At 69.8% G+C, this 22,608-nt stretch carries 23 protein-coding genes and 2 pseudogenes; 8 read left to right on the top strand and 17 right to left on the bottom strand.

Annotation, left to right across the window (positions count from 1 at the left end; translation table 11 throughout):
* Position 1: 1 nt before the first annotated feature.
* From HCA58_RS09275 to HCA58_RS09265, 3 genes are all read left to right on the top strand, one after another.
* On the top strand, positions 2 to 307 hold the full coding sequence (locus HCA58_RS09275) for a metalloregulator ArsR/SmtB family transcription factor (protein WP_169597365.1): 306 nt from the start codon (positions 2 to 4) through the stop codon (positions 305 to 307).
* Positions 307 to 1,410 carry an ACR3 family arsenite efflux transporter gene (gene arsB / locus HCA58_RS09270; RefSeq protein ID WP_277351224.1) on the top strand — a complete coding sequence of 368 codons (1,104 nt, stop codon included), beginning with the start codon at positions 307 to 309 and terminating at the stop codon, positions 1,408 to 1,410. The genes HCA58_RS09275 and arsB overlap by 1 nt, the downstream gene beginning before the upstream one ends.
* Positions 1,411 to 1,484: 74 nt before the next feature.
* Positions 1,485 to 1,898 (top strand): arsenate reductase ArsC, encoded by a 414-nt coding sequence (locus HCA58_RS09265; protein ID WP_169597364.1) that lies wholly within the window; start codon positions 1,485 to 1,487, stop codon positions 1,896 to 1,898.
* 67 nt (positions 1,899 to 1,965) lie between these two features.
* On the opposite strand, the gene HCA58_RS09260 is transcribed toward HCA58_RS09265, so the two are convergent.
* Positions 1,966 to 2,541 carry a dihydrofolate reductase family protein gene (locus HCA58_RS09260; protein WP_169597363.1) on the bottom strand — a complete coding sequence of 192 codons (576 nt, stop codon included), beginning with the start codon at positions 2,539 to 2,541 and terminating at the stop codon, positions 1,966 to 1,968.
* Between the two features lie 119 nt (positions 2,542 to 2,660).
* Complete coding sequence (gene eccB, locus HCA58_RS09255; RefSeq protein WP_169597362.1) at positions 2,661 to 4,037, bottom strand: type VII secretion protein EccB; 1,377 nt, start codon at positions 4,035 to 4,037, stop codon at positions 2,661 to 2,663.
* Positions 4,038 to 4,147: 110 nt separating this feature from the next.
* Here eccB and HCA58_RS09250 point away from each other — a divergent pair, with 110 nt between their 5' ends.
* Complete coding sequence (locus tag HCA58_RS09250; protein WP_169597361.1) at positions 4,148 to 4,867, top strand: spermidine synthase; 720 nt, start codon at positions 4,148 to 4,150, stop codon at positions 4,865 to 4,867.
* A 101-nt stretch (positions 4,868 to 4,968) separates the two neighbouring features.
* Positions 4,969 to 5,145 carry a hypothetical protein gene (locus HCA58_RS09245; RefSeq protein ID WP_169597360.1) on the top strand — a complete coding sequence of 59 codons (177 nt, stop codon included), beginning with the start codon at positions 4,969 to 4,971 and terminating at the stop codon, positions 5,143 to 5,145.
* 144 nt (positions 5,146 to 5,289) lie between these two features.
* Here the strand turns inward: HCA58_RS09245 and HCA58_RS23855 are convergent.
* The 5 genes and pseudogenes from HCA58_RS23855 to HCA58_RS09220 form a co-directional block, all read right to left on the bottom strand.
* Positions 5,290 to 5,586: pseudogene (locus tag HCA58_RS23855) on the bottom strand (AraC family transcriptional regulator); the annotation flags it as partial.
* Between the two features lie 89 nt (positions 5,587 to 5,675).
* Positions 5,676 to 6,098, bottom strand: a complete 423-nt coding sequence (locus HCA58_RS09235; protein WP_169597359.1) for a roadblock/LC7 domain-containing protein — start codon at positions 6,096 to 6,098, stop codon at positions 5,676 to 5,678.
* Between the two features lie 166 nt (positions 6,099 to 6,264).
* A complete protein-coding gene (locus HCA58_RS09230; RefSeq protein ID WP_169597358.1) occupies positions 6,265 to 6,777 on the bottom strand; it encodes a hypothetical protein in 513 nt (170 codons plus the stop codon).
* A 202-nt stretch (positions 6,778 to 6,979) separates the two neighbouring features.
* Complete coding sequence (locus HCA58_RS09225) at positions 6,980 to 7,711, bottom strand: DUF305 domain-containing protein (protein WP_346775926.1); 732 nt, start codon at positions 7,709 to 7,711, stop codon at positions 6,980 to 6,982.
* Positions 7,712 to 7,871: 160 nt separating this feature from the next.
* Positions 7,872 to 8,948, bottom strand: a complete 1,077-nt coding sequence (locus HCA58_RS09220; RefSeq protein WP_169597356.1) for an NYN domain-containing protein — start codon at positions 8,946 to 8,948, stop codon at positions 7,872 to 7,874.
* 95 nt (positions 8,949 to 9,043) lie between these two features.
* Here HCA58_RS09220 and HCA58_RS09215 point away from each other — a divergent pair, with 95 nt between their 5' ends.
* A complete protein-coding gene (locus HCA58_RS09215) occupies positions 9,044 to 9,610 on the top strand; it encodes a nucleosidase (RefSeq protein ID WP_169597355.1) in 567 nt (188 codons plus the stop codon).
* A gap of 109 nt (positions 9,611 to 9,719) precedes the next feature.
* Here the strand turns inward: HCA58_RS09215 and katG are convergent, their stop codons facing one another.
* From katG to HCA58_RS09195, 4 genes are all read right to left on the bottom strand, one after another.
* The gene (gene katG / locus HCA58_RS09210) at positions 9,720 to 11,996 is read right to left on the bottom strand and encodes a catalase/peroxidase HPI (protein ID WP_169597354.1); all 2,277 of its coding nucleotides are present in this window, start codon (positions 11,994 to 11,996) and stop codon (positions 9,720 to 9,722) included.
* Positions 11,993 to 12,448 carry a Fur family transcriptional regulator gene (locus HCA58_RS09205; RefSeq protein WP_169597353.1) on the bottom strand — a complete coding sequence of 152 codons (456 nt, stop codon included), beginning with the start codon at positions 12,446 to 12,448 and terminating at the stop codon, positions 11,993 to 11,995. The genes katG and HCA58_RS09205 overlap by 4 nt, the downstream gene beginning before the upstream one ends.
* A gap of 49 nt (positions 12,449 to 12,497) precedes the next feature.
* Entirely contained in the window at positions 12,498 to 14,261 is a 1,764-nt protein-coding gene (locus HCA58_RS23850; RefSeq protein WP_169597352.1) for a serine/threonine protein kinase, read from the bottom strand.
* Positions 14,262 to 14,566: 305 nt separating this feature from the next.
* A complete protein-coding gene (locus HCA58_RS09195) occupies positions 14,567 to 14,833 on the bottom strand; it encodes a helix-turn-helix transcriptional regulator (RefSeq protein WP_169597351.1) in 267 nt (88 codons plus the stop codon).
* Between the two features lie 74 nt (positions 14,834 to 14,907).
* Between HCA58_RS09195 and map the strand changes: the two genes are divergently transcribed.
* Complete coding sequence (map, locus tag HCA58_RS09190) at positions 14,908 to 15,750, top strand: type I methionyl aminopeptidase (protein ID WP_169597350.1); 843 nt, start codon at positions 14,908 to 14,910, stop codon at positions 15,748 to 15,750.
* 207 nt (positions 15,751 to 15,957) lie between these two features.
* On the opposite strand, the gene HCA58_RS09185 is transcribed toward map, so the two are convergent.
* Both HCA58_RS09185 and HCA58_RS09180 read right to left on the bottom strand, forming a co-directional pair.
* Positions 15,958 to 16,098 (bottom strand): hypothetical protein, encoded by a 141-nt coding sequence (locus tag HCA58_RS09185; protein WP_169597349.1) that lies wholly within the window; start codon positions 16,096 to 16,098, stop codon positions 15,958 to 15,960.
* Positions 16,099 to 16,112: 14 nt separating this feature from the next.
* On the bottom strand, positions 16,113 to 16,469 hold the full coding sequence (locus tag HCA58_RS09180) for a hypothetical protein (RefSeq protein ID WP_169597348.1): 357 nt from the start codon (positions 16,467 to 16,469) through the stop codon (positions 16,113 to 16,115).
* A gap of 359 nt (positions 16,470 to 16,828) precedes the next feature.
* Here HCA58_RS09180 and HCA58_RS09175 point away from each other — a divergent pair, with 359 nt between their 5' ends.
* Entirely contained in the window at positions 16,829 to 18,307 is a 1,479-nt protein-coding gene (locus HCA58_RS09175) for a S1 family peptidase (protein ID WP_169597347.1), read from the top strand.
* A gap of 69 nt (positions 18,308 to 18,376) precedes the next feature.
* On the opposite strand, the pseudogene HCA58_RS23445 reads toward HCA58_RS09175, so the two are convergent.
* The 4 genes and pseudogenes from HCA58_RS23445 to HCA58_RS09160 all read right to left on the bottom strand — a co-directional run.
* A pseudogene (locus tag HCA58_RS23445) lies at positions 18,377 to 18,532 on the bottom strand (YcxB family protein); the annotation flags it as partial.
* Between the two features lie 50 nt (positions 18,533 to 18,582).
* Complete coding sequence (locus HCA58_RS09170; RefSeq protein ID WP_169597346.1) at positions 18,583 to 19,830, bottom strand: low temperature requirement protein A; 1,248 nt, start codon at positions 19,828 to 19,830, stop codon at positions 18,583 to 18,585.
* Between the two features lie 148 nt (positions 19,831 to 19,978).
* Positions 19,979 to 21,175, bottom strand: coding sequence for an MFS transporter (locus HCA58_RS09165; protein ID WP_169597345.1), 1,197 nt, complete (start codon positions 21,173 to 21,175; stop codon positions 19,979 to 19,981).
* A 143-nt stretch (positions 21,176 to 21,318) separates the two neighbouring features.
* A complete protein-coding gene (locus HCA58_RS09160; protein WP_169597344.1) occupies positions 21,319 to 22,410 on the bottom strand; it encodes a GDP-mannose 4,6-dehydratase in 1,092 nt (363 codons plus the stop codon).
* Positions 22,411 to 22,608: the final 198 nt, after the last annotated feature.

Here is a 22,608-nt window from a genome sequence, read left to right as displayed (position 1 = left end):
GGTGCTGATATCACAGCTGCCTGATGTATCGCGCCTGTTGGCGGATCCCCTTCGCGCGCAGATCGTCGCGCTGCTCGCTGACGGGCCGGCCTGCACCTGCCACCTGGTCGCCGACACCGGCGCGAAACAACCGAACGTGTCGAACCATCTACGGACGCTACGGGAAGCCGGCCTCGTCGTAGCCGAACCACACGGCCGGTTCACCTACTACCGGCTGCTGCCCGAGGTCCTCGAAGCAGCTGCCGCCGAGCTGTCCCACCTTGCCCACCGGGCAGTCGTCAACTCCGAATCCCGCCGGGAGTGCTGATGTCCCCCACACTCGACACCGCCGGGGCACCAGCGGAACAGATGACCCGGCTTTCCCGACTGGACCGCCTGCTGCCGTTGTGGATCGGCCTTGCCATGGCTGCCGGACTGCTGCTGGGTCGCTGGGTGCCCGGGCTCGACCGGGCCCTGGAAGCGGTCAGGATCGGCGAGATCTCCCTGCCGATCGCGGTCGGGCTGCTGGTGATGATGTACCCGGTACTGGCCAAGGTCCGCTACGACAAACTCGACACCGTCACCGCCGACCGCCGACTACTGGCCTGGTCGATCGTGCTCAACTGGATCCTCGGTCCGGCCCTGATGTTCACGCTGGCCTGGATCTTCCTGGCCGACCACGCCGAGTACCGCACCGGGCTGATCATCGTCGGGTTGGCCCGGTGCATCGCCATGGTCATCATCTGGAACGACCTGGCCTGCGGCGACCGGGAGGCCGCCGCCGTGCTCGTCGCCCTGAACTCGGTCTTCCAGGTGCTCGCGTTCGGCGTACTCGGCTGGTTCTACCTCTCGGTACTGCCCGAATGGCTGAACCTGTCCGGCGCGGCGCTGGAGGTATCCGGCTGGGACATCGCGGTCAACGTCCTGGTCTTCCTCGGCATCCCGCTGCTGGCCGGTTACCTCACTCGTCGACTCGTCGAACGCGCCAAAGGACGCACCTGGTACGAAACCGCGTTCCTGCCGCGCATCGGCCCGGTCGCCCTGTACGGACTGCTGTTCACGATCGTGCTGCTGTTCGCTCTGCAGGGCGAGGCGATCACCGGCAACCCCTGGGACGTGGCACTGATCGCGGTACCCCTGTTCGCCTACTTCGCGATCATGTGGGCCGGATCATTCGCCATCGGCTGGGCCATCGGCCTGAACTACGCCCGCACCACCACCCTGGCGTTCACCGCCGCCGGTAACAACTTCGAACTGGCGATCGCCGTTGCCATCGGCACCTTCGGCGTCACCAGTGGACAGGCCCTCGCCGGTGTCGTCGGCCCGTTGATCGAGGTGCCGGTCCTCGTCGGCCTGGTGTACGTCAGCCTTGCGCTGCGCCGCCGAATCTTCCCCGACACCACCGGGGCGGGCACGTCATCTGCGCCATAAGCCCAGCATCCCGTTGAACGGCACACAGGCCGAGCCCGTCCACCCAGCACCCGCACCCGGAGGTACCCGACCCGATGTCCGACAAACCCAGCGTCCTGTTCGTCTGCGTCCACAACGCCGGCCGCTCCCAGATGGCGGCCGGCTGGCTGCGTCACTTCGCGCGCGACACGGTGGAGGTCCGCTCCGCCGGTTCCGCACCCGCTGATCAGATCAACCCGGCCGCCGTACAGGCCATGGCCGAAGTCGGCATCGACATCACCGACCAGACCCCGAAGAAGCTCGAGTACGAGACCGCCGAAGCAAGCGACGTGATCATTACGATGGGCTGCGGTGACTCCTGCCCCGTCTTCCCCGGCAAACGCTACGAGGACTGGAAACTCGATGACCCGGCCGGCCAGGGTGTCGAGGCCGTACGCCCGATCCGCGACGAGATCCGCCGCCGGGTCGAACAGCTCCTCCGCGATCTCGCGCCGTCACCTGCGGCGTGACCGGACGAGCAGGTACCTGACACCGGTGGCCACCACCGGGCCCGGCCGAACGGGCCCGGTGGCCTCGTCAGCGAACGACGTCGTAGACCAGCTTCTGGACCCCGTTGGCGTAGGACTCGCTCTCGACCAGCTTGAGGTTCTGCTTGTCCCGGTCGGTGTCGGAGAACAGCCGCTTGCCCGCCCCCAGCAGCACCGGGAACACCAGCAGATGGTAGCGATCGATCAGGCCGGCGTCGGAAAGGTTGCGGTTCAGCGTGGCGCTACCGTGGATGCTTATCGACCCGCCCTCGGTCTGCTTGAGCGCGGCGACGTCGTCGAGCGACCGGAGGATCACGATCTCCCCCCAGTTCGACACCAGGTCCTGCTCCTTGAGGCTGGTCGACACAACGTACTTCGGCATCGCGTTGTAGCCGGCGAACTCCACGGTCATGCCCGGCCACACCGGCGCGAACGCCTGGTAGCTGACCCGGCCCAGCATCATCGCCGTGGCCTCGTCCTGCTCGCGGCTCTTAATTTCGTAGGCGGCCTCGTCGAACGCGACGTCGTTGAAGGTCCAGCCCGAGTTACGGTAGCCCGGCTCCCCGCCGGGCGCCTCCATGACGCCGTCCAGCGAGACGAACGCGGTGGCGATCAGGGTGCGCATCTGGTTGCTCCTTGATGTGGGCCTGCCGTCCTGCCATCAGGACGACGAGCGCGAGTCGCCGGATTCGACAACCGACGCCAGAGGATGTTTCTACCACCGCCCGGTGGTGTCCGCGCACATCAGGCGGGGGCCACCCGACGGCGGGCCGCATCCGGGTCGAGCGGAGCGCCGGCGGGTACGAGACTGACCACGCCGGCGGGCAGCCGAACGGGCCGCACGTCGGCGTAGCCGAGCATCCCGCTCACGTCGGGGCCGGCGAACGCGTACCGGCGGCCGAGGTCGGTCACCACGGAGATCGCGCCGCCGGTGGCACCCGGCGAGGCGACGGACTCGACGACCGCGCCCCGCCCCGGCTCCACCAGCACGTGGTCGGCGTTGACCGGGGCGCTCGACTGCTCCGGCGCCCCGGTCAACGCCGGCAGTTCCACATCCAGCCACAGCTCGCCCGGCCCGGTGTCACCGCCGATCCGCACGCAGACCGTCGACGGGTCCGTCGCGACCAACCGGGGCGGGACGGCCGGCGGCGCGTCCGGCCCCACGGGAACAAGGTCCGACACGTGGGGCAAGGTGGCGAATCGGCCGAGGCTCAACTGCTCCGGTTCCCGCTGGCCGGTCCGCGTGAGCAGCAGACCTGCCTGCAGTTCGGTGATGCCGGCGAGTCCGTCGCGCAGCACCACGGCGTACTGCCGTCCGCCGCTGGAATTGCTCACCACCAGCACATCGCCGATCCGGGCCCCGGCGACCCGGGACGAGTGCCGACCCAGACCGGGTGGGTTCAGCGGGGCCAGGTCGAGGCCGGCCGGCACCGAGTTGAGCAGGGCTGCGGCCACCGGGACGGGCCGGGAACGGGTGGTGGCGAGCGCGGCCAGCACCCGGTCGGTGTCCCGGATGTGGAATCGCCGCTGCTGCCAGAGCAGATGCAGCTGGCCATCGGGATCCCGCAGCAGCAGTGCGTCGCGGCTGAGCGGTCGGCCGCCGCCACCGCCGCCGCCGACCAACAGCACCGACCGGACGGCCAACTCGGGCCCGGCCGAGGACACCGAGCAGACCGTCCACGGCGCGGTCGCCAACCGGGCCGCCGGAGGCAACGAATCGGGGGCGTCGCGGATGCCCAACGGCAGGCCCCTCGGCACGCCCTCGATCGACCGGCTGGACACCAGTACGGTCCTTGGTCGCTGCGTACCGACGATGAGCAGCGCGGAGGCGTAGTTGAGCACCGGGTGCAGTCGCTGCTCCCGGTAGACGAACCGGGCGCCGGACTCCTTCTCGACGATGACCACTCCCGCGTCGCGCCAGGTCCCGCCGCCCCCCTCGACGAGGCCGTACAGGGCGGCGGCGCCCAACCCGATGACCGCCACCAGAGTGCTCGCCATCGCGGCTCCGGCGAGCCGACGCATCGGCGATCGGGCTGGGTCGGATTCCCGGGTCACCAACGCGGCCACCGTCCGCTGGACGTTGAACTGGTACGAGTGCAGTTGGTCCTGCCGCGACGGCATCGTTCTCCCCTCCGGCGAGACGATCAGGCACAGGATATGCGCTGCGTCGATGTCCCGCGGTCCGGGTGGCACGCCACGACGGCGGTCAACCGGTGGGTAACATCCCGGCGGTGAACGTACGTTTCGAGGAGCTGGCGTGGCGGCTCACCCCGATCGGCGAGATCAGTCTGCGCCGACGTCGCGATCCCCGGCTCGACCTGGACGTGTACGAGGTCAAACTCGACGACGAGTTCCTCATGTCGAGCCTGTTCACCGCCGGTGAGGTCGAGCTGGCCCGGTTGGGGTTGGCGCCGGTGGCCGGCGACCGCCTCGACGTCGTCGTCGCTGGGCTGGGCCTCGGCTACACCGCCCGCACCGCGCTGGCGGACGACCGGGTCGCCTCCCTGCTGGTGGTGGAGGCAGTCGAGGACGTCATCGACTGGCACCGGCACGGCCTGTTGCCCTTCGCCGCCGGGCTGGCCACGGACGCGCGTACCCGGTTGGTGCGGGCCGACTTCTTCGCCCGAGTCGCCGGTCCGGGCGGCCTCGACCCCGACGACGCCGGGCGTCGTTTCCACGCGGTGCTGCTTGACGTCGACCACTCCCCCCGGCACCCGCTGCACCCGAGCCACGCGGCGTTCTACCGGCCGGACGGCCTGCGCCGACTGGCGCGGCTGCTGCATCCGGGTGGCGTGTTCGCCCTCTGGTCGGACGACCCACCTGACCCGGACTTCGAAGCAGACCTGGCCGCCGTGTTCCCCGCCCACCGCAGCCACGTGGTGCGGTTCGCCAACCCGCTGACCGGTGGCGAGTCGGCGAACACCGTCTATCTGGGGCAGGTGCCCGACTGATCCCGGCCACGTCCCCGTACGGACCGCATGATCCGGGTGTGAGCGGGTAGCCGGTCCGGCAGCCGCGCCCGGAACGACCGGCCGGCCGGGTGGAGGTGGAGATGCGTACCCTGCTGTGGGTTGTCGGCGTGGTCGCCGGGGTGCTGGTCCTGCTCGGGCTGCTCCTCGAAGCGGCTCGCTGGCTGATGATCATTGGACTCGTCGCACTCGCCGCGGTGATCGTGCTCGCCTTCGTCAAGGGCCGTCAGTCGGCCCACCACTACTCCAGCCGTCACTGACCTGTGCCGGCGGTCAACTCGTCGTCGTAGCGGTCCAGGGGTCCGTCGACGCGACCTCCGCTGCGCTGCCGAGCACGAGACAGCGCCGTCAGGCCGGTGACCGGTAACCACAGCTCGCAGGGGGCCTGCGTCGCGGCGTACCTCACCGGGCCCGACGCCGTGGACGGCCCGGAACGCGCGTCCGAACGCCTCCGAAAAGCCGTGCCCGTACCGCACCGCGATGCTGAGCAGACCGTCCTTGCCGCGGACGACGTCGGCGACGGCGACGGTCATGCGCCGTCGGCGTCCGTACTCCGACAGCGGCATGCCGGCCAGCGACGAGAACATCCGGCGCAGGTGGTACTCGGTCGTGCCGAGGGCCGCCCCCGTGACGTCCAGTTCCTCGGCGAGGTGCTCCTCGACGAGGTCGACAAGCCGGTTGAGTGCCGAGATCCTGTGCACTCCTTCCGCATGTCAACGCGGGCCTACGTGCCCCCTGCCCCGCCCGATCGTGCTGGCCCGATCTGATCGTCCAGGTGTGCGCGGGAGCGTCACCGCAGGGCGGGGCGTTCCACCATCGGCTCCAGGTACAGCGGAAGATGGCTACCTGCCTGCGCGACGAACATGGCCACCTCGTACGCCATGTCACCGACCTCCGCGTCGCCGTCGATACCGACGGCGAGCACGGCACCGTTGCCGGTGGTGGCGTGAAACAGGAACGCCCGCGACATCTGCACCACCACCTGGTGCAGTTCGCCGTCGCCGCAGACCCGCGCGGCAGCCAGGCCCAGCGCCCGAAGCCCGCACACCATGCTCGACAACTGGGTGGCGAGTTCGTCGTCGATGCCACGCGAGGCCCCCACCAACAGCCCGTCCGGGGAGAGCACCACCGCGAACTGGGCGCCCGGTACGCGGTCGACGATGCTGTCGAGCGCACCACTGAGGTTGTCGGCGGTGGCGACGGCGAAAGTCATGGCGGATCCTCTCGTTTGCGGAACCGGCGGACGGGGGCCGGTCCGAGGCTCAGTCCGCGGCTCGTCGGAGCCACGGCTGTCCGTCCATCATGTACGACGCGCCAGCGGAACGGGTTCAAAGCAGGGCAACCGGTCGGGTATGGCACTGGTTACCTGCCGTCGGGTTCTACATCCTGTCCTGAAGCAACGCGCCCATCCGCAGTGCGACCTCCTTGCGTCGGTCCGACTCGCCGATGTCGGCCTTGACGCCGCAGTACATGCCGCTGCCACACGGGAACCACAACTCGCCATGGATGTCGTCGTAGACGGCGCCGTCGGCGGAACCGCTGACCGGCTCCCCGATCTCGGCCACCGCCTCGTACTCGTCCTTGGACAGCACTGACGCGTGGATCGCCGCACCACCGGAGTCCGCCGTCCACACGCAGCCACCTAGCTGATAGTCGTGCTGGCCACCGTCGTGGGCTCCGATCGCCTCCGCGACCTCGTCGGCGGAGAGGCGTTCACACTCCGCCCCCTCCGGCTCGGTGAGGGAGCCGGGCGCATCGTCGACGGCGCCCACCGCGTCGGGCGACTCGCTCGACGTCGACGAATCTGAGCCGGCGTCGTACCCGCACGCCATAAGCATGGTGAGCATCGCACCGAGGACCGCAGCCTGCACCAGCCTCTTGAGAATCTCCATGCCCCACTGCAGCACGACCAGCCGGAACTTGAATCGGTGGATTCCCCATCCTTTGCCGGGGTGCGCTGCGGGGGTTCGTCCCGTCGAGCAGTCCACGGGTGGGGTCGCGGGCCCGGTCGGCCCGGTCGTGCAGGATGTTGACACCGGCGGTGGGCCCGGTAGGTGTTCGCACACCGGTTGAGCGGTTGTCAGGATCCGCAGGTCAGGGTGCCCTGGCCAGCACCTCACGCATCCGGTCGATCTCGACACCCTGCTCCACCACGACACTGCCGGCCAGTTCGTTGACGGTCACGTCCGAGCCGAGCGCCAACGCCTCCCTACCCATGTCGATCGCACCCTGGTGATGATCGGACATCATGGCCACGAACAGGCGATCGAACTCGGCCCCCCGGGCGGCGGTGAGGCGGTTCAGCGCCTCAGCCGACTGCATGCCGGACATCTCGTGCCGATGGTCACCACCGGAGTCACGGTCGAGTCCACGGTCGGCCAGCCATGCCTCCAGGACCTTTATCTCCGGCCCCTGGGCAGCCAGGATCCGATCCGCGATGATTTTCAGCTGCGGGTTCTCGCCCCGCTCCGGCGCCAATCGGGCCATCACGAGCGCCTGCTCGTGATGCGGAATCATCATCGTGACGAAACGGACATCGGTGTTGTTGTGCGGTGGGCGTGGCCTCGCCGACATCTCGTTCGCCGGCAGTGACGCCGCCGGCTCACCGGGACGTCCCGGCATCAGCACCGGCGCCGTAGCGTCCGGCACCCCCGGCAGCTCGATCGGCGCAGGCGTACCCGACGTCGTCGCCGGCTCCGGGTCGCCATCCGGCCACCGGAGGACCAAGGTCACCCCGAGGGCCAGCAACGCCAGCACCGCCAACTCGATCAGCACCAATCTGCGCGATCGCCCGAGCAGCTCCCGGACCCGTAGACCCAGCACCACGTGACTCCCGCCGTCGGTCGAGGTTGGCCGGATGCTAACGCGGGCTAAGCCGGGACGCCACCGCTGACCCGCCGATGACCACAAGTGGTTCGGTCGTTGTCCGACACCCGCGCCGACGACGGTTCCCCCCGGGTGGCCGGCCACATCCCGGGCCGGCTGGTCAGGACGCCCCGGCGGTGAGCAAGTAGTCATCCACCTCGGGGCTCCACCGCAGGTCCACGGCCCCGTCCGTGGCGGCGGCCTTGCAGAACTGCAGAAAGCTGCGATAGCCGAGCTTCTTCTCGCTGAAGTCCGGCCGCACCCGCCGGAGCTGGTTCTTCAGCCCGGACAGCGCCACCTCACCGGTGTTCCCGCCGATGTCACGCACCACGGAGCTGAGCAACACGAAGGCTGATTCCCGATCTCCGTGTTCCGGCAGGGAGACCTCCGGGTCGCCCTTGGCCGGGCCCTCCGCCAACTCCACCACCCGCAGCTCACCGAGATGACGCAGCAGCTCACCGAACGTACGGAAGCCGTGGTCGGACTCGCTGAAGGTGGGATCCTTACGCAACAGGGTGCGCTTCAGCCGCGAAGCGGTGACCTCCCCGCCGGAACTGCCCTGCAGACCCGCGACGGTCTGCGCGACGAGGACGGCGAGCGCGTCAGCGTCCCGGGCCGGCTCCTCGGTCGACGGCGTCTCGGGTTCCGCCTGCTCGACGGGCTGCGGCTCCGGCTCGGGCAGCCGGGCCGGACGGGGCCGCCGCCCGTGTGTCGGCAGGATGTCGACGCCCTCCAACCGGTCGTAGTACAGGAACTCGTCACACGCCGGTGGCAGCAGTGCCGAGGTGGAATTCTCCACTCCGACCCCGATCACCTGCTTGTTGAGCTCCCGGAGCTTGTGCACGAGTGGCGTGAAGTCGCTGTCGCCGGTGCAAAGGACGAAGGTCGAGATGTAGCCGCGTTCGAAGGCCAACTCGATCGCGTCGACGGCCATCTTGATGTCGGCGGCGTTCTTCCGGGTCACACCCATCCGCTGCGGGATCTCGATCAGCTCGACATGCGAGCGGGTGAGCATCCGCCGATCCTCGTCGAAGTACGACCAGTCGGCGTACGCCCGACGCACCACCACCCGGCCACGTTCGGCCAGTGCGTCGGCGATCGGTCGGAAGTCGAACATCGCCCCGCCGTGGTGGTCGCGCACCCCCAACGCCAGGTTCTCGTAGTCAAGGAACAGGGCGATCCGGTCTTCATGCTCCACCGGGGCAGCGTACGTCGGTCTGGGCCACGACCGGGCCGGGGCCGGGGCCACCGCGCCGACGCCGGGCCGTCACCCACGACGGCTACCATCACCCGATGGATCTTCGCGGCACGGTCAGCCCGGACCGTCCACTGCTCGTCCTAGCCATCGCCGAAGAGGCCGCGTACCTCGACGCCGGGCTTCCGGTGCTGCTGACCGGGATGGGGAAGGTGAACGCCGCGGCCTCGGTCGCGACGACGCTGGCCCGCTTCCCGCTACCATCGATGCTGGTCAACCTCGGCACCGCGGGCGCCCTGCATCCGGGGTGGACCGGCACCCACGAGGTGGGCAGCGTCTTCCAGCACGACCTGGACACCGAGTTCATCCGGCGGTACACCGGTCGGGACGTCGGCGCGCCCCTGGCCCTGGGTGACGGCCCGACGCTGGCCACCGGCGACCAGTTCATCGCCGACGACCAGGTCCGGGCGGCGTTGGGTCGCCGCGCCCACCTGGTGGACATGGAGGGGTACGCGGTGGCGTCGACGGCACACCGGTTCGGGGTGCCGGTCCGGATGGTGAAGCAGGTGAGCGACGAGGCCGGCGACGGGGCGGAACGCAGCTGGCAGGAGTCGGTGGACGGCTGTGCCCGCGTCCTCGCCGGTTGGGTCCGGGACCACCTCTGACAGGTCCGGTGGACGTGAGCCCGCGACCCACGGCGGACCGGCACGAGGCCGACGGGCCCCGGGCGATCATCGGTGATCACCGCCCGGGGCCCGTCTCGATCGTCTCGGATCAGGCGAGGTCGAACCGGTCGAGCTCCATCACCTTGGTCCACGCCGACACGAAGTCGGCGACGAACTTGCCGCGCGCGTCGTCGCTGGCGTAGACCTCGGCGAGCGCCCGGAGCTGGGAGTTGGAGCCGAAGACCAGGTCGACCGCGGTCGCGGTCCACTTCACCTGGTCGGTGGCCACGTCACGGATCTCGTAGACGTGCTCGTCGGTCTCCGACGCCTTCCAGCGCGCACCCGTGGCGAGCAGGTTACGGAAGAAGTCGTTGGTGAGCATGCCAGGCCGGTCGGTGAGCACGCCATGCTGACTACCGCCGACGTTGGCGCCGAGGCAGCGCAGGCCACCCACGAGCACGGTCATCTCCGGCGCGGTCAGGTTGAGCATGTACGCCCGATCGATGAGCAGTACCTCCGGCTGGGTCTTCTCACCCGGACGCAGGTAGTTGCGGAACCCGTCGGCACGAGGCTCCATGACCCGGAACGACTCGACGTCGGTCTGCTCCTGGCTGGCGTCGGTGCGGCCCGGATGGAACGGCACCGTGACCTCGACCCCGGCGTCCCGGGCCGCCTTCTCCACCGCCGCCGAACCGGCCAGCACGATCAGGTCGGCGAGGGAGATCCGGGCTTCGCCCGACGAGTTGAACTCCCGCTGAATGTCCTCCAGGGTGTTCAGCACCGACGCGAGCTGCTCCGGCTGGTTGACCTCCCAGCTGCGCTGCGGCTCGAGACGGATCCGGGCACCGTTGGCTCCGCCGCGCTTGTCGGTGTACCGGAAGCTGGCAGCCGAGGCCCAAGCCGTGGTGACCAGCTGGGCGGTGGTGAGCCCGGACTCCAGGATCTTCGCCTTCAGCGCCGCGATGTCCGCCTCGCCGACCAGCGCGTGGTCGACGGCCGGCACCGGGTCCTGCCACAGCTGGGGCTCCGGCACCCACGGCCCGAGGAACCGGCTGACCGGGCCCATGTCCCGGTGCAGCAGCTTGTACCAGGCCTTGGCGAAGGCCAACGCGAACTCGTCCGGGTTCTCCAGGAACCGACGGGAAATCTTCTCGTACGCCGGGTCGACGCGCAGCGACAGGTCGGTCGTGAGCATCGTGGGCTTGTGCTTCTTCGACGGGTCGTGGGCGTCCGGAATGATCGCCTCTGCGTCCTTGGCCACCCACTGTTTGGCACCGCCGGGGCTGGTGGTCAGCTCCCACTCGTAACCGAAGAGGATCTCGAAGAAGCGGTTGCTCCACTGCGTCGGCCGGTCGGTCCAGGTGACCTCGAGACCGCTGGTGATGGTGTCGGCGCCCTTGCCGCTGCCGTGTGTGCTGAGCCAGCCCAGGCCCTGCGTCTCCAGCGGCGCGCCCTCCGGCTCCGGGCCCACGTGGTTGTCGGCGACACCGGCACCGTGGGTCTTGCCGAAGGTGTGGCCACCGGCGATCAGCGCGACGGTCTCCTCGTCGTTCATCGCCATCCGGGCGAAGGTCTCCCGGATGAAGTGTGCCGCCGCGAGCGGGTCGGCGTTGCCGCGCGGGCCCTCCGGGTTGACGTAGATCAGGCCCATCTCGGTCGCGCCGACGCCCTGCGACATCTCCTTCTCGGAGACGTAGCGCTCGTCGCCCAGCCAGGCGTCCTCCGGGCCCCAGAAGATCTCTTCGGGCTCCCAGACGTCCTCACGGCCGAAGCCGAAGCCGAAGGTCTTGAAGCCCATCGACTCCAGGGCCACGTTGCCGGCGAGCACGAGCAGGTCGGCCCAGGAGATCTGCTGGCCGTACTTCTGCTTGACCGGCCACAGCAGGCGGCGCGCCTTGTCCAGGTTCGCGTTGTCGGGCCAGCTGTTCAGCGGGGCGAAGCGCTGCCCGCCGTCACCGGCGCCGCCGCGCCCGTCCTCGATGCGGTAGGTGCCCGCAGCGTGCCAGCTCATCCGGATCATGAGGCCGCCGTAGTGGCCGAAGTCGGCCGGCCACCAGTCCTGCGAGGTGGTGAGGACATCGGTGATGTCCCGCTTGAGCGCCTCGACGTCGAGCTTGGCGAACTCCTCGGCGTAGCTGAAAGCCTCGCCCAGCGGGTTGCCCTTCGACGAGTGGGCGTGCAGCACCGAGAGGTCGAGCTGGTTGGGCCACCAGTCCCGGTTCGTGCGGGGACGACCACCGGTTTTCGGGGTGGGCGAGTCGATCGCCGGGTTCTCGCTCTCGCTCCCGTGCGCGGTCACGGAGTCGTGCGCGACCGGGCAACCGGCCGCTGCCTTGGCGTCCACGCCTTGGGCGCTGGACGGAGCGTCGTGCTCTGCGTTACTCAATGTGCTTCCTTCCGACCTGGCGGTTCACTGGTGGTGCGTACGGTCGCGCAGTCGGGGCAGGTGCCCCAGTAGACGACCTCCGCCTCGTCGACCGCGAACCCGTGGTCGTCGGAGGCGGTCAGACAGGGGGCGTCGCCGATGGCGCAGTCCACGTCGGCGATCACACCGCAGGAGCGACACACGACATGATGGTGGTTGTCCCCCACCCGGGACTCGTAGCGGGCGACCGCCCCGGTGGGCTGGATGCGCCGCACCAGACCGGCGTCGGTCAGCGCCCGGAGCACATCGTAGATCGCCTGGTGGGACACGGTGGGATGATCGGCACGTACCAGCCGGATCACGGTGTCGGTGTCGACGTGCGGGTGTTCGCGTAGCGCCGCGAGCACCGCCAACCGGGGCCGGGTCACGCGCAACGAGACCGCCCGCAGCTGTGCCTCGAAGTCGGCCGTCATGCCGACCACGCTAGCCGACTCTTCTGGAACGAATCAAGTTTCTGCGCGGTCAGGTGTCCGTGTCACCGTTGGTCGAGGACGTCGGCGTGGCGGAGGTCACCTCGGTGGCGGGGGACTTCTGCCCGGGAGTGGGAGTCGCGGTCCCGGCAGGCTCCGTGGTCGGTGCGGCAGTCCGATCCGGCGGCGGGGACTGCGTCGGCGGCGGGGTCACCGACGGACTCGACGTGGCGGTGGCGCTGGGCGCGGGGCTGACGGTCAGCGAAGGGCCGGGAGCGGCTGGTGAACCGGACGTGGCCGGTGTCGAGGGAGCCGGCGCCGAGGTGCCCGGCGCGGCTGACGCTGTCGCCTCGGGTCGACCCGCCCCGCCCCCACCGCCGCTCGCAGCCGTGCGGTCCCGGTCCGTCGTACCCGACCGACGCCGGGGTGTCTGCACGGGCGCGGCGGCGGGCTCGGCCGACGCGGAGGCCAGCACCGAAGTTCGGACCCGGGTGTCGGCCTGCTCGCAGGTTACACCCGCCAGGCTGAACCGCTCCGGGGGCTCATGCCCACCGGACTCGACGCGGCCGTGCAGGGTCGCCGTCACATTCGTGCCCGGTCGCGAGGGGTCACCCAGCCGCAGGGCGACCCGTTGCTCGTCGTGTGTCCAGGCGACGCCCCGCACGTCGAGAAGGCGCTGGCTGGCCGGCAGGGTGAAGGTCAGCGCCTGTGTCCCACTCGCGGGCCGTCCGGTACCCGTCACGCTGATCTGCGCCACGAACCGTCCGTCGGCCGACTGCTGGGCCCGGTACTGCACGGTGCAGCCGGCCTCGATGGACGGCGGGTCCGCCGAGCCCTCCTCAGCGGCGAGCAGTCCCGGCAGGATCCCGACCAGGGCGGCAGCCGCGGCGGCGGGTGCGGCGACCAGCAACCCCCGCCGGCGCCCGGCCACCTCCGGCCGCCGGGCGGGCGCACCGACCGGCCTGGTGGGTTCGGTGACTCCCCGGCCGGGCACGGCGGCTGCGGCGGGCGGTGACACCGATGCCGCCCGCACGGTCATGCTCGCCTTGCCCAGGGCCTCGGCGAGTTCGGCTGCGCCGGGACGCCGGCCCGGGTCGGTCGCCAGACACCGGCCGATCAGGTCCGCGCGGGAGGTGGGCAGTCCCTCGACGGCAGGGACGGACACCGGTTCGTGCGGGGACCGCCGTACCGCCCGGCCGGTGAGGCACTCGGTGAGCACGACACCGAGAGCGAACACGTCGCCGGCCGGCACCGCCTCCGCTCCGGCGGTCAGCTCCGGCGGCAGATAGCTCGGGGTACCCCAGAGCTGGCCGTCCGGCTCGACCGGGTCCTCCCCCGCGCCGGCCGCGATACCGAAGTCGACCACCTTCACACCACTATCGGTGAGCATGATGTTTCCGGGCTTGACGTCCCGGTGCACGATGCCCTGCTCGTGTGCGGCGGCAAGTGCCTCCGCCACCTGCTCACCGAGACGCAGCACCTCGTCCGGGGGCAGCGGACCGGCGGACCGTAGGCGGGCGGCCAGTGTCGAACCGGCCACGAACTCCATCACCAGGAACGGGGTGGGCGTCCGGGTCAGGTGCCGTTGCTCACCGTAGTCGTAGACCCGGGCGACGCCGGGATGGTCCAGCCGCGCGGCGGCCAACGCCTCGCGCCGGATGCGGTCGCGGGCCGCCGGGTCTCCCAGGAGCGGCGCCGACAGCAACTTCACCGCCACGGTGCGCTGCAGCCGCAGATCGTAGCCGCGCCAGACGGTGGCCATGCCACCGCGGCCGACCGGTTCGTCGAGCCGGTAACGCCGCTGTAGGCATCGCACGAGCTACAACCTCCCGCTCCGGTCGCGCACCCCCGAAGGGGTGTCGAGTCGGCGGAACCTGCCGTCACCGCCCTGGTCGACTATCGCGCTACCCCCGGCCGGAGACGGGAAAACCACCATTCGACCAGTTGGCCGGCAGCAACCCGCGATGTCACACGGCCGTCACACGTTCGCGGGGCGGGCTTCATCCCGGCCGTGAGGTCGTGACCCGGGTGCCCCGCGACTCACCGGCTGCCGGGATGGTCGCTCCGTGCCGGTGGTCCGGCGGCGACCACGGTAGCCACGGATGACGCGCTGCGGTGGCGTCAGGAGGCCTGGCGGACGGCCGGTTCGGCCAGCCAGACCTCAGCCAGGTGGGCGAGGGGAACGTCCAGGGCATGACTGAGACGGACCACGGTGCCGAAAGCCGGTGCGGGCAGCCGGCCGGCCTCGATCTTGCGCAGGGTCTCGGGAGAGATACCGGCGGCCAGGGCCACGTCGACGAGACTACGACCGGCCCGAGCGACCCGCAGAGCGGCTCCGAGGCGCTGGCCGGCGGCGACCTGTTCGGCGGTGAGTGGTTGACGCACCATGCGGAGACACTATCCCGCCCGGGTGGCCCCACCCCTGATGTGGTATAAAAATACCGCTCAGGTGAGGGAGGATCATGATCGAACTCAAAACGGCCGAAGAGATCGACCGGATGGCAGTGACCGGCCAGTTCGTCGGCGAACTACTCGCCGAGCTGAGTGACGTCGCAGCGGTCGGCGTCAATCTGATGGACATCGAGCACCATGCCCGCCGCCGGATCACCGAACGCGGCGCGGAATCCTGCTACTGGGACTACGCCCCCTCGTTCGGTCGCGGCCCCTTCCGCAACGTGCTGTGCCTGTCGGTCAACGACGCGGTACTACACGGCCTCCCCCACGACTACGTCCTGCGTGACGGCGACCTGCTCAGCATCGACATGGCCGTCGGCATCGACGGCTGGGTCGCCGACTCCGCACTCTCGATCATCGTCGGCACCCCGGACCCGGCCGACGTACGGTTGATCGAGGCCACCGAGGTCGCGTTGGAGGCTGCCATCACCGCCGCCCGGCCCGGCGGTCGCCTGGGCGACGTCTCGGCCGCGATCGGCGAGGTCGCCCAGGCCTACGGCTACCGGGTCAACGGCGAATTCGGCGGCCACGGCATCGGGCGCACCATGCACGAGGCCCCGCACGTGGCCAACAGTGGCCGTCCCCGTCGCGGCCTGAGACTCGACCCCGGCCTGACCATAGCCATCGAGCCCTGGCTGTGCCACTCCACCGACAAGATCCGATACGACAGGGACGGCTGGACGATCCGGTCGGCCGACGGCTCCCGCACCGCCCACTCCGAGCACACGGTCGCGATCACCGCCTCCGGCCCCCGGGTCCTGACCCGCCGCCCCGGCCAGGGCACGGCCTCCACCGACGCCGACGGACGCTCCGCCACCCGATCCCGACCCGCCGGACCACGGCCTCGGTGAGCCGGTACGCGCAGCTCAGGGAGCGGTCTCGATGACTGTCTCGACACCGGCTGCCGGTCGGGTGCCGTCGAGGACCGGCATCCTCCTTACCCCTCGCCAGCCGGACCAGGAACGCGACGGCCTCCGGATCCTCCGACGCCAGGTCGAAGTACTCCCGGCCCCGCCGTCCCCAGCACTCGCTGGACAGCACGGCGACCGGAAGCCGGGTCACCTGGACATCGAAGCCGCTGGCGCGCCCGGGGCGGCCACCGGCACCACGCCACCGTTGCGTACGCCCGCCGGCAACTCGGCCCGGTTGACGTCCACGGCCTGGTACATCACACCCTCACCGGCCAGGGAACGCCCCATGGCGCCCACCCGGGTCAGGTCCACCCGGCCTCGGAAATCGGTGCGGACCGGCCGGCCCGTGTCCGGCTGACGGACACCACGACGAACCCGTCCCGGGCGAGGGCTCGCCCCAGGTGGCCGTACCCCCGGTGACTGGGGTACGGCTGCACTCCCGATGGGCAAGGCCACTGCCAGTCCCGCTCGTCGGCGGAGGAGCAGGTCAGCTGTTGAGGCGTGCAGGGGACGATCATCGGTGCGCTGCCGCTGAGTCGCACGGGATGGTGCACCACCGCTTTGATCTCCGACTCGTACGGCCAGTGTGGGGGGTCGGTGAAGACATGGTCGTTGCCCAGGTCGTACGCCACGACCGCGATGTCGCCGGGGCAGGACATGGCGTTTGCGTCGTCAGCTGAATTTCGTGACCGTCCCGAGCTGGGTGGCACCTGTGTGGAACTTGTCAAGATTGAAACCGCCCCCGGACCGCGGCACGACCAGGAAATACGAGACGCGCTGGCCTTGATATGAGCGAAGTGATATAGATCTACCTCTATCGTATTCGGGTTAGGTTGGCGGTGGCCCACCTGATCAGGCTGACGCCCCGCCGAGGCGCCCGGCAACGGCACCGGCCAGGTCAACGGGCTCTGGCGCCCGCAGTACCGTCGCCCAACCCCGAGGGCGGAGCGCAGCGGGCCGTCCCGCCCCGGTCGCGGCGCACCCCCGTTAAGCGCCGCCTTGTCACAGGAGGCAATAGATGAGACGCGTACTCACCTTCGCGGCAGCAGCGATCCTGCTGCCCGTCGGTGCCCTTGCCGTCGCGGTGACCCCCGCCGCGGCAGCCCCGCTACCCGCCCCCGGCACCGCCACCGCCACCGCGGCGGCCGCATCGCCGGAGATGCTCGCCGCGATGCAACGGGACCTCGACCTGAGCCCGACCGAGGCCCGTACCCGCATCGCCCGCGACAGCAAGGGAACCCGGACCGACGCGAGCCTGCGCCGGACCCTGGGATCGTCCTACGCCGGTGGTTGGATGACCGACGACGGCCTCGTCGTCGCTGTCACCGGCAAGGCCGCCGCCAACCGGGTCAAGGCCACCGGCGCACGGGCAACCGTCGTCGAACGCAGCGGCGCCGAGCTGGACCAGATCAAGGCGAGCCTGGACCGCCACGCCGCCAAGGCACCAGCCGGCGCAGTTCCGGGCTGGTACGTCGACGTCACGACCAACACCGTCGTGGTCCTCGCCAACGGGAACACCGCCGCGGCCACGGCATTCGTCCGGGCGAGCCAGGTCGACGCCAGCGCCGTCCGGATCGAGACCACCACCGAATCGCCCCGGACGCTCTACGACGTGCGTGGCGGTGACGCCTACTACATGGGTGGACGCTGCTCGGTCGGCTTCTCGGTGACCGGCGGCTTCGTCACCGCCGGGCACTGCGGACGTACCGGCACCGCCACCCAGGGCTACAACCAGGTCTCCCAGGGCACCTTCCGTGGCTCGTCGTTCCCCGGCAACGACTACGGCTGGGTCCAGACCAACTCCAACTGGACGCCGCAGCCCTGGGTCAACAACTACTCCGGCGGCACCGTGACGGTGGCCGGTTCCACCGAGGCCGCCGTCGGCGCCGCCGTCTGCCGTTCCGGCTCGACCACCGGCTGGCGGTGCGGCACCATCCAGGCCAAGAACCAGACCGTCAACTACGCCCAGGGTTCCGTCAGCGGGCTCACCCGCACCAACGCCTGCGCCGAGCCGGGTGACTCGGGCGGCTCGTGGCTGTCCGGCCAGCAGGCCCAGGGCGTGACCTCGGGAGGCTCCGGCAACTGCTCCATCGGCGGGACCACCTACTTCCAGCCGGTCAACGAGATCCTCTCGGCGTACGGCCTCACGTTGCGCACCAGTGGTGGCGGAAACCCGCCGCCACCCACCGGGTGCAGTGGCTACGAGGCGACCTACACCGGCAGCATCTCCTCCGGCCAGCGCCGGTACCAGCCGAACGGCAGCTACTACTACTCGTCCTCCGGCACCCACCGTGGCTGCCTGGACGGGCCGACCGGGGTCGACTTCGACCTCTACCTGCAGAAGTGGAGTGGCTCCGGCTGGGTCGACGTGGCCGGCTCGTACAGCTCCGGGCCTGACGAGTCGCTCACCTACACCGGCACCGCGGGCTACTACCGCTTCGAGGTGCACGCCTACAGCGGCTCCGGCAGCTACACGATGGGCATCACCAACCCCTGATTCCCGCGCGACACGGCGGCGGGGTGCGGACCGGATCCGCACCCCGCCGCTGTTCACGAGTGGAGCAGCCCCCCGACCAACCAGATGTTCACGTAGCGTCTCGGCGTCCTCGGTGGACACGAGGCGACGCGGGATCACTGTCGCGGGCATCCGACCCACATGGGCGATCCAGAATTCCGAGGTCGCCCGCACCTGGCTCGCCCCTGCCCACGCGAAGCCACGTGACGCCACGAGGCCGCCCGCGCCCAGACGATGGTGCCCCACCTGCCGCACGGTCACAGATGTCCACGGTGCCACGCGCTGACCGCCTCCTCGACCACCCGCTCCTCCGCACGAATGGACGCCTTGACCCGCGCCCGCGCGCGGGCGCCGCTGAAGCGTTGCACGATCACGAGTGCCACACCCGCCACTACCAGCAGGAACAGCGAGACAAGCGGGTTCAGCACGGCCGCCGGCATCATCAGCAGACCGATCAGGACCGCCAACACCAGCGTGCTGGACCGCAGCCGCCGGAATGTGCGCAGGACGACAGCCACACCTGCCAGCAGATAGAGGACGACCCCGCCGTACAGAACGGCGACCGCGGGGCGGGACAGGTTCTCGTCCTCCGGCGTGGCCACCGCCTCGGTGACGAGCTTCAGTCCGAGAGCGACTCCGACGATGCCCACGACGACCGCGAAGTGCAGGTAGGTGAAAACGTCACGTGCGAGCGTGACCCGCTCCGGGCCACGGGTGCCGTGCATGGCCTGCTCGACGCTCGGCAACAGCGCGTCGAAGTGCAACCACCACAGGACGGCCAACAACGCGATGCCCAGTACGGAACTGATGATCACCGGTACGGTGAGTGTCAGCAGATCGGACTGCCCCGGGCCGAGTCCCAGCGAGATGACGGCCTCCCCGAGAGCGATGATGACGATCAGCGCATGCCGCTCCGCCCAGTGCCCGGCGGACGCCACGGCCCACCGGGCATACGGCAGGAACAGGCCGACCGAGTACTCGACCAGTAGCGCGGCCGTCCACAGCACGAGGCGTACGTCGACGACGTTCTCCTCGGGCACCCACCACCTGGCGGTAGCCGCGAATCCGATGAACGTGGCAGCCACCACCGCTGGTGCGGTGATCATCACCAGAGTCCACCGGCGACGACCGGCAGCGCTGAGTGCCCACAGGAAGGCGATCTGGGTCAGGGCGCGCAGGGCCAGGTAGGCGCCGGCGAACACCACCGGGCCGGTCAGGTCGTCCGGCTGGTTGAGAAACGCCTGCGGGATGGCGATGGCCAGCACGAAAGTGGCCGCCATGATGCCGAATCCGAAGACGGGAAGCAGGCCGTGGTCGGCGCGGACCACGTTTCCCAGCGAAGCGAACGTCGTCCAGCACCACCAGAGCAGGGCGAGCACCACCACACCGGACAGCAGTGACTGCGCGGTCACCTGCGCGGACACGAGATCCGCCACGTTGAGGAAGGCGAAGACGAAGATCAGGTCGAAGAACAGCTCCAGCCGGGTGACGCGGGATCCTGGCATGACCGACCGCAGCCAACGCGATCGACGCAACAACGGTGGAGCACTCACCTGGCCATTCTGCGCGGACAGCCGCCCGATATGGTGGATTTGTCCTTCTGGGCCAGCGACCGGCGGTGCACCCCGGAGTCACCCGTCAGCGCCCGCCTGGTCAGCCGCGCGCGACCTGACGGCCGAACGCGCCCATCGCCAACGCGCCGACCAGCGGGCCCGGGACCAGCAGCAGGAACGCCCAACGCCAGCCGACCGCCCCGGCCAGCACGGGCACGAGCTGGATGGTGACGACCGTCAACGCGAACCCGATGGCCGTCTGCGCGGTCAGCGCCGTTCCGACGTACCGCTTGTCGGTCACCTCACTCAACGCGGTGGAGAAGACACCCGAGTCCGCGATGACCGCCGCACCCCACACCACGCCCAGAAGCACGACGGCACCGGGCGGCGCGGTGAAGAACAGGGGTGAGATCAGGCAACACGCCCCGCTCACCGCGAGGGCGGTGACCGCCGCCCGGGGCCGGCCGAACCGGTCGGCGGCCCAGCCGCCGGCGAGGCAACCGGCGACACCGGCGACACCGATCGCCAGGAACGCGAGCAGACTGACGTTCACCTGGTCTCGGCCCACCCGCGCCGCCGCCCCCGCGATCAGGAAGCTGGGCAGCCAGGTCCACAGCGCGTACAGCTCCCACATGTGCCCGAAATAACCCAGGTTCACCAGTCGGGGGCCACGCTGACGGAACATCGCCAGGGCATACCGGGGATACGGACGCGGTGGCGGACCGGTAGCGAACTGTGGACCTTCCCGCACCAGTGTCACGGCCACCACCGCACCGACGAAGGCGCAGACCGCCGCGGTACCCATCACCGCCCGCCACGGCAGGTCTCCCAGCCCGCCGATCAGGTGCGGCAACGCCGAACCGAGCGTCAGTGCTCCGATCATGACGCCGAACGCGAACCCGCGACGGGCCGGAGGCGCCCAGGAGCCGGTCAACTTCATGCCGACCGGGTACACCCCGGCCAGGAAGACGCCGGTAAGGAAGCGCAGCGGGATCGCACCCGCCAGCCCGTCGACGGCGGTGGCGAAGGCACCGGTGCACACCGCGGCCAACATGGCACAGGCGGCCATCAGGAGCTGTGGCCTCATCCGGTCGGCCAGGTTCAGCACCGTCGAGGTCACCGCACCGACCACGAACCCCAGCTGGACGGACGCGGTGAGCCACACGGACGCGGCCGCGCTGATCTGCCACGACTCCCGCAGCGCCGGCACCACGGCGGAGGCCGAGAACCACACTGCCAGGCCGAGCACCTGGACGGCAGCGATCAGCGCTCGCTGCACCCCCGGTCGTGACGTCATCTGCGCTCCTCGACTGCCACCGTAGATCATCTTGATGGGCAGTGGGCTGAGGTGTGTGTCACCAAACCGCGCGAATTCTTCACCGCTGGTCTCTGCTCGGTAGTGGGCGTTCACACCTCGCATGGCGTCCTAGGACACTAGGTTTAGGGTGGGGGCTGTCGGGCGAGCTGGCACGACGTCAGCGGCCGGCACCCACCGACAGCACCTGATGTGGCCGCTTCGGGTGCGGTGTACCCGAAGCGACGGCGCCGTGCCTCCTCGACAGTGAGCCGCACCCCCTCGGTCAGCCCGATCGTCGAATGCCAGCCGAGATGGGTCATCGCCTTGCTGGTGTCGAGTGCCATCCGGCGAACCTCCAGCGGATGGGGATGCGGAACGTGGTGTGCCTCCGCTTCGACACCGAGCACGGTACGCGCCACACGGTAGAGGTCGTTGATACTGGTCTGCCGACCGGTGGCGATGTTCACCAGCCCCGCACCGGGGCACTGGCAGGCACGAACCACCGCTGCGGCGACGTCGACGACATGGACGAAGTCGCGGGTCTGCTCGCCGTCGCCGTGGATGGTCGGCAGGCGACCGTCCAGCAACGCCTCCGTCAGCAGGGCCACCACACTGGCGCCACCGTGGACCGGCGGCGGGCCGTAGACGTTACCGAAGGCCAGAGCGGTATAGGTCAGACCATGTTCACGCCGGTACCAGTCCAGGTAGTGGACCCCCACGGCCTTGCTGATGCCGTACGGGTTCGTTGCCGCCAGCGGGTGGTCCTCCCCGAGGGGGAGGCTGTCCGGTCCAGGCTCGCCGTAGACGGCGCTGCTGGCCGCATGGACGAGCAACCGAACACCCCCGCGCACGCAGGCATCGGCAATGTTGACGGTCCCGAGGATGTTCACGTCAGCGTCGAACAGAGGAGAACGTCGAGCGGCAGGCAGACTGCTCTGACCTGCGAGATGCACCACGACATCGGGTCGCCACCGACCGATCATCTCGGCCGCCTGGGCGGTGCGGACATCGCCGCGAAACACATCGGACGCCGTCAGCCCACGCCGCATGGCCTCGGCGAGATTTTCGATCCGGCCGGTGGAAAAGTCGTCGAGCACCCTGACCTGGGAACACGTCAGCAGCAGGTGTGACACGACGTGGCTGCCGATGAATCCGGCACCGCCGGTCACCAGCACCCGACGCGGAGCCGCACCCTGCGGTGGCGACGGCGTGACCACGGTCGACGGATCGTCCATCGCGAAACTCCTCGACGACAGGATGGTTGAGGCGACTTCTCATCGGGCGGGCACTGGCCCCGTAAGCCGTATTCTTCCATATTTGCCGTTGATACCCCACGACGATAACAATTCGAACATTCCTTACTTTGACTGTTCTGCCACATTGGCTTGTTGTGTACTCCATAGTGCTGTTTAACGGCTTTCACGCCGGCATCG

Origin of the sequence: Micromonospora sp. HNM0581, from assembly GCF_012726175.1 — a bacterium.
GTDB lineage: Bacteria > Actinomycetota > Actinomycetes > Mycobacteriales > Micromonosporaceae > Micromonospora.
Note: the sequence above shows the minus strand (reverse complement) of the source record. Positions and strands in the feature narration are given on the sequence as shown.